The organism is Treponema phagedenis, from assembly GCF_008153345.1.
Taxonomy (GTDB): domain Bacteria; phylum Spirochaetota; class Spirochaetia; order Treponematales; family Treponemataceae; genus Treponema; species Treponema phagedenis.
This window is the reverse complement of sequence record NZ_CP042818.1, coordinates 1,644,348-1,663,160: the sequence shown is the minus strand read 5'-3', so window position 1 is coordinate 1,663,160 and position 18,813 is coordinate 1,644,348. Positions and strand designations below refer to the sequence as shown.

10 protein-coding genes and 1 pseudogene are annotated in these 18,813 nt (G+C 42.6%); 3 read left to right on the top strand and 8 right to left on the bottom strand.

All coding sequences use genetic code 11. The annotated features are described in order from the left end of the window. Window positions 1–66 precede the first annotated feature (66 nt). From FUT79_RS07340 to cyaB, 3 genes are read left to right on the top strand one after another with little or no spacing between them, the layout of a single operon-like run. A complete protein-coding gene (locus FUT79_RS07340; RefSeq protein ID WP_002694856.1) occupies window positions 67–2,916 on the top strand; it encodes an FG-GAP repeat domain-containing protein in 2,850 nt (949 codons plus the stop codon). A 56-nt stretch (window positions 2,917–2,972) separates the two neighbouring features. Then, the gene (locus FUT79_RS07335) at window positions 2,973–3,758 is read left to right on the top strand and encodes a pseudouridine synthase (RefSeq protein WP_024753585.1); all 786 of its coding nucleotides are present in this window, start codon (window positions 2,973–2,975) and stop codon (window positions 3,756–3,758) included. Continuing rightward, the gene (gene cyaB / locus FUT79_RS07330) at window positions 3,755–4,351 is read left to right on the top strand and encodes a class IV adenylate cyclase (RefSeq protein ID WP_024753584.1); all 597 of its coding nucleotides are present in this window, start codon (window positions 3,755–3,757) and stop codon (window positions 4,349–4,351) included. The genes FUT79_RS07335 and cyaB overlap by 4 nt, the downstream gene beginning before the upstream one ends. A 93-nt stretch (window positions 4,352–4,444) precedes the next feature. On the opposite strand, the pseudogene FUT79_RS07325 reads toward cyaB, so the two are convergent. From FUT79_RS07325 to murA, 8 genes and pseudogenes are all read right to left on the bottom strand, one after another. Then, window positions 4,445–5,377, bottom strand: a pseudogene (locus FUT79_RS07325) (IS3 family transposase); the annotation flags it as partial. After that, window positions 5,359–5,640: a transposase gene (locus FUT79_RS07320; RefSeq protein ID WP_024752184.1), complete on the bottom strand. Its 282-nt coding sequence runs from the start codon at window positions 5,638–5,640 to the stop codon at window positions 5,359–5,361. The pseudogene FUT79_RS07325 and the gene FUT79_RS07320, both read right to left, overlap by 19 nt. Before the next feature lie 558 nt (window positions 5,641–6,198). Beyond that, window positions 6,199–8,718, bottom strand: coding sequence for an endopeptidase La (lon, locus tag FUT79_RS07315; RefSeq protein WP_024753582.1), 2,520 nt, complete (start codon window positions 8,716–8,718; stop codon window positions 6,199–6,201). A gap of 564 nt (window positions 8,719–9,282) precedes the next feature. Beyond that, window positions 9,283–11,091 carry an ABC transporter ATP-binding protein gene (locus FUT79_RS07310; protein ID WP_148878902.1) on the bottom strand — a complete coding sequence of 603 codons (1,809 nt, stop codon included), beginning with the start codon at window positions 11,089–11,091 and terminating at the stop codon, window positions 9,283–9,285. A gap of 57 nt (window positions 11,092–11,148) precedes the next feature. Beyond that, entirely contained in the window at window positions 11,149–12,948 is a 1,800-nt protein-coding gene (locus tag FUT79_RS07305; RefSeq protein ID WP_148889450.1) for an ABC transporter ATP-binding protein, read from the bottom strand. A 1,221-nt stretch (window positions 12,949–14,169) separates the two neighbouring features. Next, complete coding sequence (locus tag FUT79_RS07295) at window positions 14,170–15,102, bottom strand: M23 family metallopeptidase (RefSeq protein WP_024753580.1); 933 nt, start codon at window positions 15,100–15,102, stop codon at window positions 14,170–14,172. Then, window positions 15,095–17,224, bottom strand: a complete 2,130-nt coding sequence (recJ, locus tag FUT79_RS07290; protein WP_002694879.1) for a single-stranded-DNA-specific exonuclease RecJ — start codon at window positions 17,222–17,224, stop codon at window positions 15,095–15,097. Before recJ ends, FUT79_RS07295 begins: the two co-directional genes overlap by 8 nt. A gap of 296 nt (window positions 17,225–17,520) precedes the next feature. After that, window positions 17,521–18,807: a UDP-N-acetylglucosamine 1-carboxyvinyltransferase gene (gene murA, locus FUT79_RS07285; protein WP_002694883.1), complete on the bottom strand. Its 1,287-nt coding sequence runs from the start codon at window positions 18,805–18,807 to the stop codon at window positions 17,521–17,523. Window positions 18,808–18,813 lie beyond the last annotated feature (6 nt).

The following is an 18,813-nucleotide window of genomic DNA, read 5'->3' as shown; positions in this document are numbered from 1 at the left end:
CTTTTTATGTTTTATAAATAAAATGCAAAAATATTTCTTCCCGAAGGAACTTAGAGGGAGTATACTATGACCACAGAAAAAAATAATCAAACAGAACATTTAGAATCCGCTGAAAACGAATCTATGAACACTTGCCACGATGAGGCAATGCTTGCACATGAAAATACAACTGCGAACTCTCATGTACAAACAAATACTCATAAAAACGCAGAGGAGCTCGGTGAGGAAAAAAACAATATTCAAACCGAGTACCACGGCGGAAAAACTAAAAATAAGAAAAAGAGAGGTTTTTTCTTTACACTCTTTAAAACGCTGGGGATTATTTTTGCAGCTCTTTTTATTCTACTTACAGGCTTGGTGATTTTTTCTTTAATCAACAGAACAGATCCGGTAGCGCATTTTCCGGAGAAATTTACTTCTTATGTCAGCATCCCTTCAATCGGATCTTTTACCCAAAAGGTATTGCATCTAAAAGCAATTGATGTATTCTTACAAGATAAAAACAATGCTTCTCTGCGCGGCACAGTGCGTTCTTTACGCTCAAATCCTTTTTTTCGTTCAAAGAGTTTTTTACGACTTGCCAATATCCGCCTTGATGTAGCGCGTTATGCCGACGGATCAATGCTTGGTATTGCGGACATCGGAATACGCTCCGTACTCACGCCCTTTCTTCCGCTTATACGCAAACTTTATCCGGATTTGGAAAACCCGATTGAAGAAATGCAATGGCAAAATGACGGTAAGCATAGCTATTGGGAGTATACACTTTCACAAAAAGAAAAACTCTATATCGGTTTGCATAAAAATCTTATCATAGCGGCAAACTCCTATGAGCTTTTTGACAGCGCTTTTGTCCAGGTGCAAAATAAGGAAATAAGGCGGCTTGCAAAAACCCTCCATACAGGCTCCGATACAACCCTGCGTTTTTTAACCGATGCAAATCACCTTATCGAAAAACTCGGTGAGCAAAATACCTATATTGCCGGACTCAAAAAGGAAATGACTTTTCCCGCCGTATCTGTTGCCGATTTATCAATTGAGGATGAGTCAATAAACGTGTCTGTCCATACATCATGGAAAAGTGATAACCAAAATGTTCAGGCGTTATTACAAAGAAAATCCCATATTCCTGCGATTCTTGCCAAGCTTCCATCATCCGTTGCTTATTATTCCCTGCTCAATCTTGGCGAGCCTCAATTCTTATGGAATAATTTTGAGCCTTTCTTAGAGAAAGATATCATAGCCGCATATAAAAAAGCGGACAAGGCGGCACGATTTGCTTTTGGGCAGAATATTGAGCAACTTTTATTCTCATGGATGGGAGACGAATTAGGAGTTTTTGCCTGCGAAAATGTGCGCGCACCGGTATTTTTTATTGCTGTCAAGGATGAAAAGGCGTGCAAACAATCGCTTGAACGCATTTATAAATCAATATTAGTTAATCAGGATATATCCGCGGTAGTTGACGGGGTGCGTATTCCTCGGATTGTTTTTCCCGCATGGCTTAGCGGACTGTTGCGTTTGTTTAAAATAGAGTTGGTTCAGCCCTTTTATCTTATTAAGGATGGGTTTATTTATTTATCCACCAGTGCGGAAGCGTTACGACTTACACAAAGGGAAAGTGATGAAGGCAAGCTCTTAGTAAAAACACAAAAATGGAAAGAAATCCTTAACACAACACCGGAAACATCTACATTGATTTATTATACCCTCGAAAGAAGCATTCCTTTCTTTTTAAAAGGAAGTGATTCTCTGCAATCGGTATTAAAAATGTATGGACGGGGTATCGCTTCCCTTACATTTTCTGCAGACAATACTATTACACTTGAACTTTCAGCTCGCCAAAGCGATGCAAAGTCATTAACAGAAATAGTGGGCTTCCCGATTACCTTACCCACATCTCCCGATTCTCCTCTAATTATAGGAAGAGATGCGCAAAACACGCCGCGCGCTCTATGGGCATCCGGAAAAAATATTTGCAATATGAATCTGTCAAATGCCTTGCTAGATACCTTACCGCTTGACGGCACCGCAGGAATTTCAGCGGTAATGAAAGGAGAAAAAATAACCTCTCTTTGGGCCAGCTCTGCTGCGGGAAGCGTATATAAGTTTAATCAAAACCTGCATCCCGCAGCTCCGTTTCCTTTGATGACCGGAGAAAAGTTTGCCGCTGCCCCTGCCGCATTTGACGACATGCTCATTGTTCCTTTGCAAAAAGAGGCTGAATTATTATTCATCCATGAAACAGGAGAAATACTGCGCTCTCAGCCAATGCACAGCAAAATGAAAGCAAGCCCCGTCTGCTTTGAAAATTATATTGCGGCAATTCCGCGCTCTTTTGAAAGTTCTATTTATTTATTTGACAAGCAAGGCAACATCATAGACGGCTGGCCAATTCCGGCAGCCGCAATAACCGCCGTACAACCTCTTGTAATCAGAAATAACAAAAACAAAGCGATGTTGTTTATTGTTACCGAAGATGGTCAGGTACGCCTAACCCCGCTTGACCAAACTGATACTGCCGGCTTTGAGCTCACAGTCAATGCGGTTTGTAAAATTCCACCGGTATATTCTAAAACACATCGCTGCTTTTATCTTATTTCCAATGAAGGTTTTTTATGGAAAATAGATGAAAGCGGTTCAATTCAAGATTCTATTCCACTCAAAGGCGGCATCGCAGATGATTACTGTATGACGCTTTTAGATCTTAATCAGGACGGCAAAGAAGAAGTACTGGTTTCAGGCGGCGGCAATGCGCTTTATGCGTACTTTGGCGATTTGGCGCCGGTGCAAGGTTTCCCTGTTGAGGGAACAGGAAATGCGGGACTCATCGATATCGATGGTGATGGTATTAAGGAGTTAATTACAGTCGGTATGGACAAAAGACTCCATGCGTACCTTTCTAATTTTCAATAAGCTATGTAGCCATGCAGTACGGGGAAAATAAAAATCACTGAGAAACTTTTTTTTAAATAACGATGAGAGTTGATAAGATATTAGCAAGTAACGGATACGGTTCAAGAAAGGATGTGCGAGTTTTTTTGAAAAAAAACAATTGCTGTATTAACGGCGTACGCTGCATCAATCCTGCGCAGCACATAGACCCTACAAAGGATACCTTTACCGTAAACGGGATTTCGGTACAATTACGCACTTCCGTTTACATAATGCTGCATAAACCTGCCGGCTGTGTTAGCTCAACTAAAGACCCGATCCATAAAACGGTAATGGACTTCTTGCCCGCTCCATTTAATGCGATGGATTTATTCCCTATCGGCAGGCTGGATATTGACACCGAAGGCTTACTGATAATTACCAATGATGGAAACTTAACCCATTCAATAACCGCACCGAAGTCAAACTGTGTAAAAACCTATTACCTTGAGCTTGAACGCCCGCTTACCGAAACCGAGATACATAATTTTACCGAAAAACTTGCACAAGGAATTCTGCTACACACAGGATACACCTGCTTGCCGGCAGCCCTTGAACTAACCGAAAACATACACACCAAAAATGCACAAGCTTTTTTAATACATATCACCGAAGGTAAATATCACCAGATAAAAAAAATGTGCACTGCGTTTGGTGTTAAACTCACGTATCTTAAACGGGTGAGCATGGCGGGGCTGGAACTTGACCCGTCCCTTGCAGCCGGAAATTGCAGAGAACTTACCTCGGAAGAGATTACCCTACTCTATCGAAATGCTGCGGCGCATAAGAGTAAACAAAAACTAACACCGGATTTAAAACAGTGAAGCAACGTCAATCTAAAATGCAGGAAATTGAATTAAAAGCACGAGTGCATGATCGCGAAGATATGCGCTTAAAAATTCTGCACAATGCGAAATTCAACACCGCATATATAAAAAAAGATTCGTATTGGTGTTTAAAAACGCAGTGCATTAGAATACGCGTACAGGAATCAACCGGTACGCCGCAGCATGTATTCATTACCCAAAAAGAAAAAAAAATCGAAGACAATATTGAGGTTAATACCGAACTTGAGTTTGAACTTTTCCCGCAAAGTCTTGCCGCCTTCACCCTGCTATTGCAAAACATCGGCTTTACCCGCAAATTGACAAAAGAAAAACACACACAATCTTTTACCTCTAAAATCCCCTGTGTACTTGAAGGAAAAACCTATCCCCTTCATGTCGAACTGTCAAACATTCCCCCTCTTGGGGATTTCATCGAAATAGAAATACTCATTCCACAGACAGAATGTAGTCCATCACTTATAGAAAAAGCAAAACAATTTATTAAACATTTTTTCACGCAACTCGGGCTGTCTGAAAAAGACATAGAACCCCGCCCCTACTCTGCCCTACTACAACAAACTGAAAAATAACCTCCGACCGATATACATCGTGTGGTGTTTTGTAATTAAGTCGCTTTGGAAATGTCAATATCAGTTCAGTATTTTTATCCCCTAAATGTATGTTCAAGCCACTCCATTCTTTTTCTTTGTGACTTTCAGCCGATACAGTGTCGGCGGTAAACCATCCTCATTGACCGTACTGATTCTTTTCCGGTTGTAATAGACCATGGTGTATTGCCATACAAGCGTTTTCACTTGTTCCCGCATCATCTTTGTTGTATCGATTCTATATAAAAGTTCTTTCTTTAGTGTTGCAAAAAAACTTTCCATGCGCGCATTGTCATAACATTTTCCAACATCACTCATGCTTTGGATAGCTCTGAATTTTCTAAGCGTTTGTTTATACGCTATGCTTGTAAATTGGCCTCCGGCATCACTGTGAACTATGACTCCGGCTCCAGGCTGCCTCATTTCAAACGCTTCGGTTAGTGCTCGTATGCACAACTCTTTTTTCATATTACTATCCATCGCAAGCGAGACAATCTCTCCGCCACAGGCATCGAACATCGGACAGATGTATAATTTTCCGTCAGCGCAGGGAACTTCTGTTATGTCCGTGAAGTAGAGTGTATCCGGTTCTGATGCATAAAAGTTTCGCTTTACTAAATTTTCAGGTCGTTGCGCTTTTTTATCCGCTTTGGTAAGTCCGTCAGGACTTCTGCGGCTTTCATGCAGGAGATTTCCCTTTTTCATGGCATTTCGTACCGTCGCATACGACTTGGGATTGCCTCGCTGCTTAAGAGCGCTCACCATTCGCACAACGCCATAATTATCATTGTAATAATCTTCCTCGATAATCTTATGTATTTCGGCCAGAAGAAGCTGCCAGCGTTTCGGTTTATTACGATTTTGTTTCCATTTGTAATAGCCTCTTTCGCTGACGCCTAACGCTTTGCATATCGACAAAACCGGATGGCTTTTTTTGCCGTCGGCATTTTCATACGTGTAAAAAATATATGCAAAGATAGTGCTTTTTTTCACTTCTTCCAGCCCTTCACGAAAAAAGCGAGTGCGCCTTGCAAGATTTCGTTGGCTTCTTTGAGCTCTTTGATTTCGCGTTGGAGCTGTCTCTCTCGCTCATCCAAAACGATAGCTTTTGCCGTTGCAGCTCCGTCGCTTGCTTTATAGCGATTTTTCGTTTTTCGCCAATCAGTCAGCGTCCCGTATGAAATACCGAGATTCTTCGCCGCTTCTTTTGTGCCGATTTCATCAGACAGTTGTAATGCCTGCTGTTTAAATTCTTGACTATAACGTCGCATAGTATCCTCCTACTATTCCCTATTATATACCTTAGGGGCTTTTTTGACTGTACGTTTATTATATCCTTCCACTTTTATACCTATCGGAACAGCAACAGGAGGCATGCAGCTTCAGCACCCCTATGATAAATTGCTCACCGTAGGCGAATCAAAGATAGAAAATCCAAGGATTCGCCGTTGCGCCGTGTCGGACTCTTTTTTATAACAGGGAGTTTTAAAACTCGTGGGTTAGTTTTTGACACGGATGTCAAAATCAGAACGGGCACGGACTCCCGTGGTTCCACGCAGAAACGATGTTTTAAAAGCACAAATTTTTCCAAGTGCTTTTAAAACTCGTGGGTTAGTTTTTGACACGGATAGCAAAAGCAGAACGGGCACGGACGCCCGTGGTTCCAAACAGAAGCGACGTTTTAAAGCAAGATAATTTACAAAGCTTTAAAACTCGTGGTTTAGTTTTTGCCATGGACGGCAAAAACTAAACAGGGACTCTTTTTATAAAATTTTTTATGATTCGTATAATTATTGAGCCGATTTTTGTATTGTTCTGCAAACCTTGAGTTATTTCATCGGTACAAATTGTTTTGCAAAGGTAAGGGCGACAACTTCATCCATCGTTTCTACCGGATGGAAGGAGATTCCTTTTTTAATATGATCGGGGATTTCTTCAAGGTCGCGCAAGTTTGCATGCGGAATAATAATCTCTTTTATACCGTTTCGCCGGGCAGCTATGGTTTTTTCTTTTAAGCCGCCGATTGCAAGCACTTGTCCGGTCAATGAAAGCTCTCCTGTCATTGCAAGATTTTGTTTTATCGTTTGCTGAGTTAAAAGGGATAAAAGCGTTACTGTCATGGTAATTCCCGCAGACGGACCGTCTTTCGGAGTTGCTCCTTCCGGAATATGTAAATGCACTTGATGCTTTTCAAACCAATCAGGATCGACAAGTTGTTTTTCCGTTGTATAGCTTCGTACCCATGACCATGCAATCACCGCAGATTCTTTCATAACATTTCCCATCTGTCCGGTAAGTTTAAAGCTTGCTTTTCCTTGTGTAGAAATTGCTTCAATTAAAAGAGTGTCGCCACCTAAGCTTGTCCAAGCAAGACCAACCGCTGTTCCCGGCGTGCTTGCCTTTTTTATATCATCATCACGGAACACCGGTTTGCCAAGAAAACTTTCCAGATTCTCTTTTGTCGGTACAAAAACATCCTTGGTTTCTCGCTCACCGAGCACCAACTGAGTTGCAAGCTTGCGATGAATTTTATCAAGATTCTTTTCAAGGTTACGCACTCCCGCTTCCCGTGCATATGAATTGATAAGATATAACAATCCTGATTTATTATACCGTACCTGGGACTTCTGTAATCCGTTCTTCTTTAAAGTTTTGGGAATTAAATGCCGCTTTGCAATCTCCGCTTTTTCGGTATCAATATACCCTGAAAGTTTAATAACTTCGGCACGATCCAAAAGCGGACGGGGAATAGTGTCGGTCGTATTTGCCGTCAGAATAAACATAATATTCGACAAATCAAAGGGCAGATCCAAGTAGTGATCCCTAAATGCAATATTTTGTTCAGGGTCAAGCACTTCAAGCAAAGCACTTGCGGGATCGCCTCGTACCGAGTTACCGATTTTATCAACCTCATCAATCATAAAAACAGGAGCCTTTGTTTTTACCACTTTTAAACCCTGCAAAATTTTTCCCGGCAAAGCGCCGATATAGGTTCTGCGATGTCCTTTTATTTCAGCCTCATCGTTCATGCCGCCAACTGAAAAACGGAAAAAGGGTTTATTCATACTTCTGGCAATTGATTTTCCTACTGAAGTTTTTCCAACTCCCGGAGGTCCGACAAAAAGAATTATCGACCCCTTGGTATCCCCGCGAAGTTTCCGTACTGCAAGATATTCAATCATGCGCTTTTTTACATCTTCAAGTCCGTAATGATCCTCATCAAGAATTTTTTGTGCGGTTTTTAAATCATATTCTTCTTTTTCAGGTTCATTCCAAGGAAGCGCAAGGATAGTTTCCAAATAATTTTTACTTACCGTATATTCCGGGGAATTCGGATCGGTCATACAAAGCCGCTCATACTCGCTTTCCACCGTTTCTTTTACCTCCCCCTCAAAATGAAAGGAGTCTATGAGTTTTCTAAACTTATCCTCATCTCGCTGTTTAGGATCGGTTACCAAGCCAAGCTCTGATTTAATAGATTTCAACTCTTCCCGTAAAAAATATTCGCGCTGATTTTTTTCTATTCGTTTATCAAGATCATTTTGAATTTTCCGCTGCACTTCAAGCAAATCTTTTTCTTTTTTGATGTAAATCAAAACTTCTTCCATTCGTTTGCGAACATTGAGAATTTCCAAAATTTTTTGTTGATCTTCTTTAGAGATGTTCAAAATACTTGCGATAAAATCCGCTATCTTGCCGGGGTGGTCAATATTTATCATATTAAGGCGCATCTCTTCTGAAAAAAGAGGATTGTTTTCTGAAAGCTCTTTCATTTCACCGATAAGGCCCCGCACCAAAGCTTTTACTTCTATGGTGTTTTCTTCTTCATCATCAAGATATTGCACCGCTGCAACCATCGGTTTTGATTCATTAACCGTTTTTCGAATTCGATAGCGTTTTAACGTAGAGATAAAAATGTTTAATCCGCCGTCAGGCAAATTTATTTTTTTAATAATTCTGGCAACACAGCCAACCTCATACAAATCGGAAATAGAAGGATTTTGAGTTTCTTCTTTAATAAGATTTAAACCGATAAAACCGCTTCCATTATATGCTTCTTCAACTGATTTTATATCATCTGTTTCGTTTACCAAAATAGGGGTAAAAATCCCCGGATAAATAGGTCTTCCGGTCAGCGAAATAACATGCACCTTCGGCGGAAGCAACTCATCAATGGAGACAAGATCTTTTTTATCCTTTTTTTTACCTTTTTTAGGTGTATCTTTCTCGTTTACTACCTTTTCTTCTTGTGTTTTATCTTTTCCCATGCTTGTCTCATTTATTTCCTGATCTACAGTATCATCAAGCATTTTTTCGTCCTTCTCGACAACATCAATATTTTTTCCCATACTATAAATATCCGCATATTCGCTAAAAAAGTCAACAAGAATAAAAAATACTCAAACGGCATTATTTTTCTGCATTGAAAAATAATCGCGACCTTGGCGGAATATGGGAAAGGTCCCCTTGTACTATTACAGCGTTTTTTAATACATCTTACCAAATCGTAAAAAATTTTATAAAAAAGAGCCCAGGTTAGGTTTTGCCGTCCGTGGCAAAACCTAAACCTGTCTGCGTGGAACCACCGCCACGCACTGATTTTTAGTATTCTTGATTAAATCAGTGCTGCGAGTTTAAAAGCTTCAATTTTATAATTTTGTATTGATGCTTTTAAACATCGTTTGAATTTGTTCTGAGTTTGACAACGGTGGGCAATTTACCATAGGAATGCTTAAATCCGCAAGTCCTTTATTGTTGATACCCCGATTTGTATAACCGGAAGTTAATTACAAAACGCTGCACCGGCGAACTGTCACCTGCTGAAAAAGCATTACGGTTACCGCATACACTCCTTCAAGTTATTTTTTAAAAACCTGATCGGTTTTTCGCATAGTTTGTAAGTTAGCCTAATTTTACGAAATAGCATCCCGAAGAAATTGACGCGTGTACAGCCGGTAATAATGTCCTTTCCGTTTCATCAACTCCGAATGACTGCCACATTCTTTCATGGTTCCGTTTTCTATCACAAGGATTATATCCGCATTTCTGATAGTGGAAAGGCGGTGCGCAATAATAAACGAAGTTCTGTTTTTAAGCACTGCTGAAATTGCATGTTGAATTTTTTGCTCTGTTTCCGTGTCGATGGAAGCGGTTGCCTCATCAAGCACAAAAAGTTTCGGATCACGCACAAGGGTTCGCGCAAAAGAGATAAGCTGCTTTTGTCCGGTGGAAAGCATTGCGCCGCCTTCGCCCGTTTCGGTGTCGTAACCTTTTTCCATTTCCGTAATAAAAGAATGTGCATTAACTATTTTTGCCGCTTCAATAATTTGCTCATCGCTTGCATTCGGATTCCCATAACGGATGTTTTCTTTTATGCTGCCGCTGAAAAGCTGCGGCGACTGCAAAACATACCCGAGGTTTTGATGCACCCATGTTTCGGGCATTTGTGTATAATCGATTCCATCAATAAGAATGCGCCCTGCCGTCGGCTCATAAAATCTGCAAAGCAAATTAACGATGGTAGATTTGCCTGCACCGGTTGCACCGACAAGCGCAATAGTTTGCCCTGCCTGTACGGTAAGATTAAAGTTTTCTAAAATACTTTCTTCTTTTTTATACCAAAATGAAACTGCCTCAAATTTTACATTACCGATAATCTTCGGCAGGGGCGCATTGGTCGGCTCAAGCACGGTGCCGTACTTTTCGATTATTGCAGGGTTGTCCTTAATATCCGACTGTTCCGCAAGCAAACCGAACACGCGTTCCGCTGCGGCTTGGGCGGAAATAAGCGCACCATACAAGTAGGCAAGCCCGACAAAGGGCTCGTTAAACATGGTTACAAAACTGAGGAAGGCAACCAAGGTTCCGAACGAAAGAGCGGAGGTAATAACCGATGAGCCTCCGTATACAATAACGATAACCATGCCGACACATTCAATTATTTGCACAATCGGCATCAATAATCCCGACAAACGAATTGCGCGCATTGACGCTGTGCGCATTGTTTCGGTTTTCTCTAAGAATTCTTTTGCGTTGTATTCTTCGCGCACCAAAACTTTAGTTGTCATCGCTCCCTGAATATCTTCGTTATAGGCTGCGGTTAATTGCGAGTTAATACTGCGCACCTTTCGCTCCGAACGCAATATTTTATTTCTAAGATAAAACGAAATGACCGCAACAACGGGAATGCTCATCAGCGAAAGCAGGGCAAGTTTTGCATGCAGCGAAAACATAACAACCACAACCGAAATCATCATAAAAATTCCCCAAACCAAATCAGTAAGTCCCCAGGCAAGTATTCCCGCAAGTTTATTGATGTCGGATGTCATCCGCGCCATAAGCCAGCCAACCGCATTTTTATCATAAAAAGAGAGAGAAAGCGTTTGGAGTTTACGAAAAAGTTTTTTGCGTAAATTATAACAAAGCTTAATTTCAAGATTGCCCGCCAAACGAATGTACACAAAAACAATGACGGCGGTAATTGTCACATAGGCAAAGGTAGAAAAAACAAGCGGATAAAAAAGCGCCATGTTTTTTTCTTTTACCATTGAGTCAATCACATAGCGGGTAATAAGGGGGGAGATAATATTTAAAACTCCAAGCGCTGCTCCCGATGCAAGAACAGCAATAAAATTTTTTTTGTAAAATTTAAGTTCGGCGAGCGCCCCTGCCCAGAGTTCTTTTTTTAACCCTCGTTGTTCATCGGTATCAAATTCTTCCATAATGTTTTTATCTTCCTTATATCATACATGAGTGCGCGGCATTATCCGATGCGGATTTTATTCGGTTTTGTTTTCCGCCTCATCAGTTTCGATTTTAACTTGTATATCATACATGCGTTTGTACAAACCGTTTTCGGCAAGCAGCTGCTGATGACTGCCTTGCTCAACAATTTTTCCTTTTTGCAATACAATAATTTTATCTGCGCTGCTGACTGTTGAAATACGATGCGAAATAATAATAATCGTTTTTTTTCCTTGAAACTCCGACAATGCTTGCTGAATACTGTGCTCGGTTTCAGTATCAACTGCGGAAAGCGAATCATCAAAAATAATCACCGGAGAATTTTTAATGAGTGTGCGTGCAATCGCAAGGCGCTGTTTTTGTCCACCCGATAATGAAACCCCGCGCTCTCCGACTAGAGTTTTATAACTATCATCAAATTGCATAACCTCGTCATGGAGGCTTGCAAGCTTTGCATAGCGAATGGCAAGTTCATCGGGAGCTTCGGGAAGTGCAAACTTAATATTTTCCATAATTGTCTTTGCGTATAAAAAAGGCTCCTGCAACACAATCCCGATTTGCGAACGTAAAAAACCCTTATCAATTTTTTGTATCGGAATTCCGTCAATAAGAATACTGCCGGAATCAATATCGTATAAGCCGGTAAGAATATGCACCAAACTGCTTTTCCCCGAGCCGGTCGGTCCCATAATACCGATTGTTTCTCCCGCGTGTATTTCAAATGAAACAGAATCAAGCGCCTTGTTTTGCGGATACGAAAAACTCACCGAATCAAAGTTGATGTTGCCTTTGATTTCCGGTTTTTCTCCGGTAGGAAAAAGCGATTCAATCGGCATATCCAAAACCTCTGCAATTCTTTTTGCGGAGACAGCCGCTTTCCCGATATTGGAAATAAGTCTTCCCAAACCTCTCACCGGATAGATAATCAGCATCATGTACGAGATAAAAGCAATTAAAGTACCGAGACTTATTTCGGCATGAAAGGCAAGCACCGATCCGTACAAAACAACAAAAGAAACTTGTGCATACGAAAGAAAATCCGAAATACTCCAAAATAATGCAAAGGCATTGTTTACCTGAAAATTACAATCACGGTATGCGGAACTTTTAGCATCAAACTTATCAATTTCAAATTTTTGTGCGGTGCATGATTTTACCACTCGAACACCGGTAAGATTTTCTTGAATAACGGTTGTCATAACCGCTTCCGCATCCGCAGCCGCTTTAAAAGTTTTTTGAATCTTCTTAAAGAAAAAGAGCGCAAACAAAAGTATAATCGGAATAATGCAAAGCGAAAGCAACATAAGTTTTTTGCTTAAACCGAACATCAGATACACAATATAACAAATAAAAAAAAACGAGCTGAATGCGTCAACAATTTGCGAAGAAAGCGCCATGCGGACAGTATCGATATCGGAGGTGCAGCGCTGCATTAAATTGCCGGTGCTTCCTTGCACATGTGCGGAAAACGGTAAAAGCTGGATATGATTGTACAAGGTATTGCGCAACTTTTTCACAACACCTTCGGTTGCCGTATTTCCAAAAATAATTTTAAGATAATCAAGTATCGCTGCAAAACTTACAAACGCAAGAACTGCCCCGCCGATAACAAAAAGCGATTTGATGTTCTTCCCCAAAGGCGCAATTGATGAAAGAACAGATGCAAGCAAATTCTGCGGTACCGGCTCATCGCCGATAACCGAATCAATGCAGAGCCTTATCAAAAGCGGCTGAGATGCCATGCAGATTCGAGAAAGCAGCGTGCAGGCAAAAGCAAAAACATACCAAAGAAAAAAGCCCTTCGCATAACGGAAAAGCAATCCTAAATTTTTCAATTATCAAACCTCGTTCGTAAAAAGCAATCAAAATTATGATAAAGTAGTAAAGCCTCTATTATAACTTTATTATAATTCCGATTAAAACAAATGACAAGCACAAAAAAAATCGCAAGATAAAGAGCACATTTGATTACTAACACTCTGCCTCTATTTATATTCAATGATGTTTAAAAAAGATTCCGACACAACGGTTAAGTTTTTGCCGTCCGTGGCAAAAACTTAACCACGAGTTTTAAAAGCACTTGGAAAAAGCTTGTGCTTTTAAAACATCGTTTCTGTTTGGAACCACGGGCGTCCGTGCCCGTTCTGAGTTTTACCGTCCTTGTCAAAAACTTAACCTGCGAGTTTTAAAGCTTGGTAAATTACTTTGCTTTAAAACGTCGCTTCTGCATGGAACCACGGGCGTCCGTGCCCGTTCTGAGTTTTGCCGTCCGTGGCAAAACTTAACCTACGAGTTTTAAAGCTTGGTAAATTACTTTGCTTTAAAACGTCGCTTCTGCATGGAACCACGGGCGTCCGTGCCCGTTCTGAGTTTTGCCGTCCGTGGCAAAACTTAACCTTGCGAGTTTTAAAGCTTCCTGTTACAAAAATGAGCTCGACACGACGCAAGGGTGAGTAGCTTACCATAGGAATGCTTAAATCCGCAGCCCCTTATTGTTGATACTCTAAATTTTATAACAGGAAGTTAATTACAAAACGCTACACCAGCTTTATTTCGTCTACGAGTTTTGCCTGTTTACAATAAAGTATCAGACAAAACATCGTTTGGAATTTAGCAACGGTGAGTAATTTACCATAGGCAAAATGAAGTTCTCAAGTTTTGCCTGCCTTTTTTGATAACCTTAAAACCAAACACGAGACTGAAAAGCATACTATCGCCTGACTACCACAACTGAAAAACAATTTATACGACAGTAAATACGGACGCAGCAGTGGTTTGTGCGAAAGGGATGGTAGTGGAAATTGTGGCGCCGATTGGGGGTGCACAAGAAGCAACTTATGGACGTTAGGGAATAACGTTGCTGGGTTTTCGCAGAAGAGGCGGTACAATTGGAATGGACAGCCCGGTTTTTTCATTTAATGCTTGATGTAAAAAATGAAAAAATTCGCCCGTATGCGTATGGTGTTGCCGAGTATTTTATCGAAGGGTTTTTAGTCTGTGTTTTTCAAGGCTATGTTTCGCCGCGATCTTGCCCTTGTTTATGCGTAGGTTTTGCTTCATTCCCCAACAGGGTAGAACGGTTTTTTCATTAGTGCGTCGGGCGAGACGGGGGTTGTGTTGATTCGTGCTTCCCAGTGCAGGTGCGGACCGGTTGATAAGCCGGTGTTTCCGGTTGCCGCGATGAGGGTGCCCTGTTTTACGATGTCCCCTTGTTTTACGTGCAGCTTGCTTAAGTGATAATATTGGGTGTACATTCCCGGAAAGTGTTCAAGTACGACCGTCCAGCCGGTGGTGATTCTGTTTTCGGCAAGTACAACCCTGCCATTGCCGGGAGCGTTGACCGGTGTTCCGATCGGTACGCCGAAATCAATTCCCCAATGATAGCTTGCGGATTGTTTGCCGTTTGAATACTTAAAAACCCGCGCTTCCGCGAACTCGGATGTTCTGCGCCGTAAACTTATCGGCATAATAAAGGGGCCTAAAAATACGGGCGCATCCTTATTCACTGCGGAAAGCACTTCGGTAAGCTTCTCCGTTTGCGCTTTTTTTTTCGGGCTTTTGTTTTGGGCAATACCGGTATTTTTTGCGTTTAAAAAAATCTCTTCTTTTGGAAAATTCACTTTTGCAATAAAAAGTTCCGCCTTTTTTTGAATTGGCTTTCCTTGCCGCAGCGCCTTTGCCTCCAGCTGCCACATTCCCTCTTCCCAAAAAATAGAGATACCGAAAAGTGCTAAAAATTTTTTCTTAGTTTTATCCAGCGGGAAGGCTTGCACTGTTTTTGCTTTTTTTCCTGCGGGGGTGTACAGTGTTACCGCCGCATTTCCAAGCGAGGCGGAGGACTCAAAGGAAATTGCAATAAAATCCCCTTGAGCGGTTTTTTCCGGCATTGTGATGTGCCAGCCGCTTTCCGGCAATTTTGCCGCCTTATCGCTTATTGCAAAAGAAAGAGAAAAGAACAAAAAGATAATCGAAAAAACTATTTTACGCATGGGCACTTCTTTTCATATCCTGAATAATCATTTGCGGAGTTACGGTACCGTTAAAGCTGTTTCGGTTAATGGTAAAAACCGCATCAACGGAATCGCCGACCGCAAAATCAACGTTCAATTTTTCAACCGCATTCCAATACAGCGCAGGCCATTTGTATGTGCCGCAATCCAAGGTGAGTTTTAAATGTACCTTCTCGGTTTTTCCCAACGCCGAGACATTGAGTATCTTTATATTTGAAGCGGTGAATAAAAGCTTCGGGCTCTTTTCTCCGTAAGGCTCAAAAAGGTCAGCCAGCTCTAAAAGTTTCGGGGTTAAATATTCGTGCGGCAGCTCGGCGTCAATGATAAGCTCTTCTGTTTCGCCGTCTTCAGAAAATTCCATTGCGGCGGCATACAGTTCAAAAGCGTGCAAAAGCTCGGGCAGCTGTTCTTTTGCCAAGCTGAACCCTGCGGCAAAATTGTGTCCGCCGTAATCATAAAACAAGTCGGCGGAGGGCTCCAAAAGCGCAAGCAGATGATAGCCGCGGGCTGAGCGGCACGAGCCGATTGCCGTTCCGTCAGGAAGAATACAGATAACGATAACCGGCACCTGTAAGGTATTGGCGAGTCTGTTGGAAAGTATGCCCGTTATTCCCCGATGGATTTTATCGCTGACCGCTATCGCAAGATTTCCGCTAAATCGGGGAAGGCTTTCCCGCGCAAGCGGTTCCGCAATATCCCAACCTTCCGCCCCGAGCTGCTTCCGCTCCTCATTCATCGTAATAATTGCATTCGCTTTTTCGTTCCGTTTTTCTGCGGTGTCTGCAAGGAAAAGTTCTATTGCTGTTTCAGGTTTTCCCATTCTGCCGGTTGCATTGATAAGCGGACTTACCTGCCAGCCGATGTCATCGGTACTCAGCTTTTTGCCAAGCAGTTTTTGCTTTGCCAAAAGCTCCTTCAGCCCTTCACGGGGGTTGGTACTCATGGCGGCCAAGCCTTGCTTTACGATAATTCTGTTTTCCCCTTGCAATTCCATAAGGTCTGCAATGGTGGAAAGAGCTACCAACTGCAATTCCCGTTTTTCCCTTTCCGTAAACAAGTTTTCCGTTTGCTGCACATAGGTAATAAAGAGATTCATAAACCCGTCAAGTTCATCATTTTTATTTTTATGATAGCGTCCGATTCGTGAAAGGTCTTTTAAACGCAAAAGGCTCATACCCGAAACTTGCGGAAACTTTTTGCTTATGTCGGGCTGCAAATCATAATATTGCAGCTCAAAATTCTTTCCGAATGCTTTTTCGAACAAGCGTTTTTGCAAGGGCCCGTCCCAAACAAAAATTTGCTGCCCTTTTAAAAATGCCAAAAGCCGAGTTTGGTCAAAACGCACCATGCCCGGAATAATTGTTTCGGCAATTCTGTCAATCTCTACCATATTGAGGAGCTTTAATACATGCACCGTATATGCCTCGTTTTCGGGCACAATGGTTAATAGGCAAATTTCCTGTTTATACAATTCGCTGCGGCTAAAGCGCAGGGCGACGGCAAGTTTCCATGCGGTTGCGCAGCCCGATAAATCGGTCTGCGGGTACCCGCAGTCGGCTATTTTGTGATTGATGATAACGGCGGCGGGCGGCAGTGTTTCCTGCGGGGTGTGGTGATCAACCACAATGGTGTCGATTCCTTTTTCGGCGGCATAGGCGATTTCCGCCATGTTGGAAATACCGCAGTCAACCGTAATGATCAGCGTGCCGTAGTCTTCCGCAAATTGATCGATAACCTCATTTGAAAGCCCGTATGTTTCATCGCCGGAGGGAACTCGCCATTGCGCGTCAAGCCCCATATCAATGAGGGCTTCGTACAAAACGGTTGTTGCGGTAATGCCGTCAACATCCCGATCTCCGAAGATAAGCACTTTTTCGCCCTCATCCTTTGCGTTTAGAATACGGTCAACCGCATCTTCCATGTTTTTAAACAAAAAAGGATTATGAAAAAACCTCGGATCGTTTTCCAAATAAAAGAGGATGTCCTCACCGTTAATAATGCCTCTTCTGACAAGAATAGAGGCGGTTAAGGCATCGCAGCCGTAATTTTGTGTAAGCTCTTTTACAAGCTCTTTCCCTATGTCTTTTTTATTCCAAATCATTGCGTTTCCTAACGTATCTATTATGCGAATATGCGAAGCCGATGGACTATTCCTCAGTTTAACCTTCTGTAATTCAAGCTGCCGCTTACTAATCGGAGCTGATGGCTTACAGTTTTAAGCATCCCTATGGTAAGTTTACTCACCGTTGTCAAAATCAGAACGGGCACGGACGGCAAAACCAAACCGTTGTGTCGATTTCTTTTTATAAAATTATCTTGATTCATATTGAATGAATTAAAAACCAATTAACGACACCCAAAAAAACACTGTACCGGTTTAGATCCCGTCTGTAGTATTTACGAGTCCACTTCCCGCCGCGATATTTGTACGCCGATTGATTTGAGCTTTTCAACCAAATGCTCATAGCCACGCTCAATCTGATAGATATTGCTGATAATGCTTTCGCCCCGCGCACAGCAGGCGGCAATCACCAGCGCCATGCCTGCCCGCACATCGGGAGACACAAGCTCGGAACCGTGTAAGGTGCTCGGCCCCGAAACAACCGCCCGATGCGGATCACAAAGGATAATTCGTGCCCCCATACCGATGAGTTTGTCCACAAAAAACATCCTCGATTCAAACATCTTTTCGTGAATAAGCACCGTGCCTTCCACCTGTGTGGCGATAACCGTCATAATGCTGGTAAGATCGGGCGGAAACCCCGGCCACGGCGAATCATCGATTTTCGGAATCATACCGCCGAGGTCGCAGTTTACCTGCAAACTTTGCTGCGCAGGAACGGTGAGCGTTGAGCCCTCAATGCTCCAAGTAATGCCGAGTTTATTAAACGCCAGTTTTATCGGGCGCATATCGGAAGGCTTAACATCGGTGATCGTAAGCGAGCCGCGCGTAACCGCCGCAAGTCCGATAAACGAGCCGATTTCCATAAAGTCGGGGCCGATGGTAAACTCCGCACCGTGCAGCTTCGGCACCCCCTCAATTGTCAGAATATTGGAGCCGATACCGGAAATTTTTGCGCCCATCGCGGTGAGCAGCCGGCAAAGGTCTTGCACATGCGGTTCGCTTGCCGCATTATTGATAATCGTTGTGCCCTCCGCCATGCTTGCCGCCATAACCGCATTCTCCGTTGCGGTAACCGAGGCCTCATCAAGGAAAATATCCTTCCCGATAAGCTTATTCGCCGAAAACACAAACCGCCCGTTGATATGCACCTGCGCGCCCAACTCGGTAAGGGCTAAAAAATGCGTATCCAAACGCCGCCTACCGATAACATCTCCGCCGGGCGGCGGCAAAATTGCCTTTCGTGTCCGCGCAAGCAGCGGCCCCGCAAACAAAATCGAGGCACGGATTTTCCTTGCCTCATTTGCCGGTATTTCGGAAGAACGCACCGTTTCCAGCCGAAGCTCATACTCATTCGGAGCCTTTTTTTCCACGCTGCCGCCGAATGCCTTAAACACATCCAGCATAACCCCCACATCTTCTATTTCGGGAAGATTTTTAAGCCGCACCGGCTCATCAGTCAAAACCGCCGCCGCAATACAGGGCAGCGCCGCATTCTTATTTCCGCTTGCCTTAACAGTCCCCTTAACCGGAAAACCGCCTTCAATATGATATTCGTACACATTACA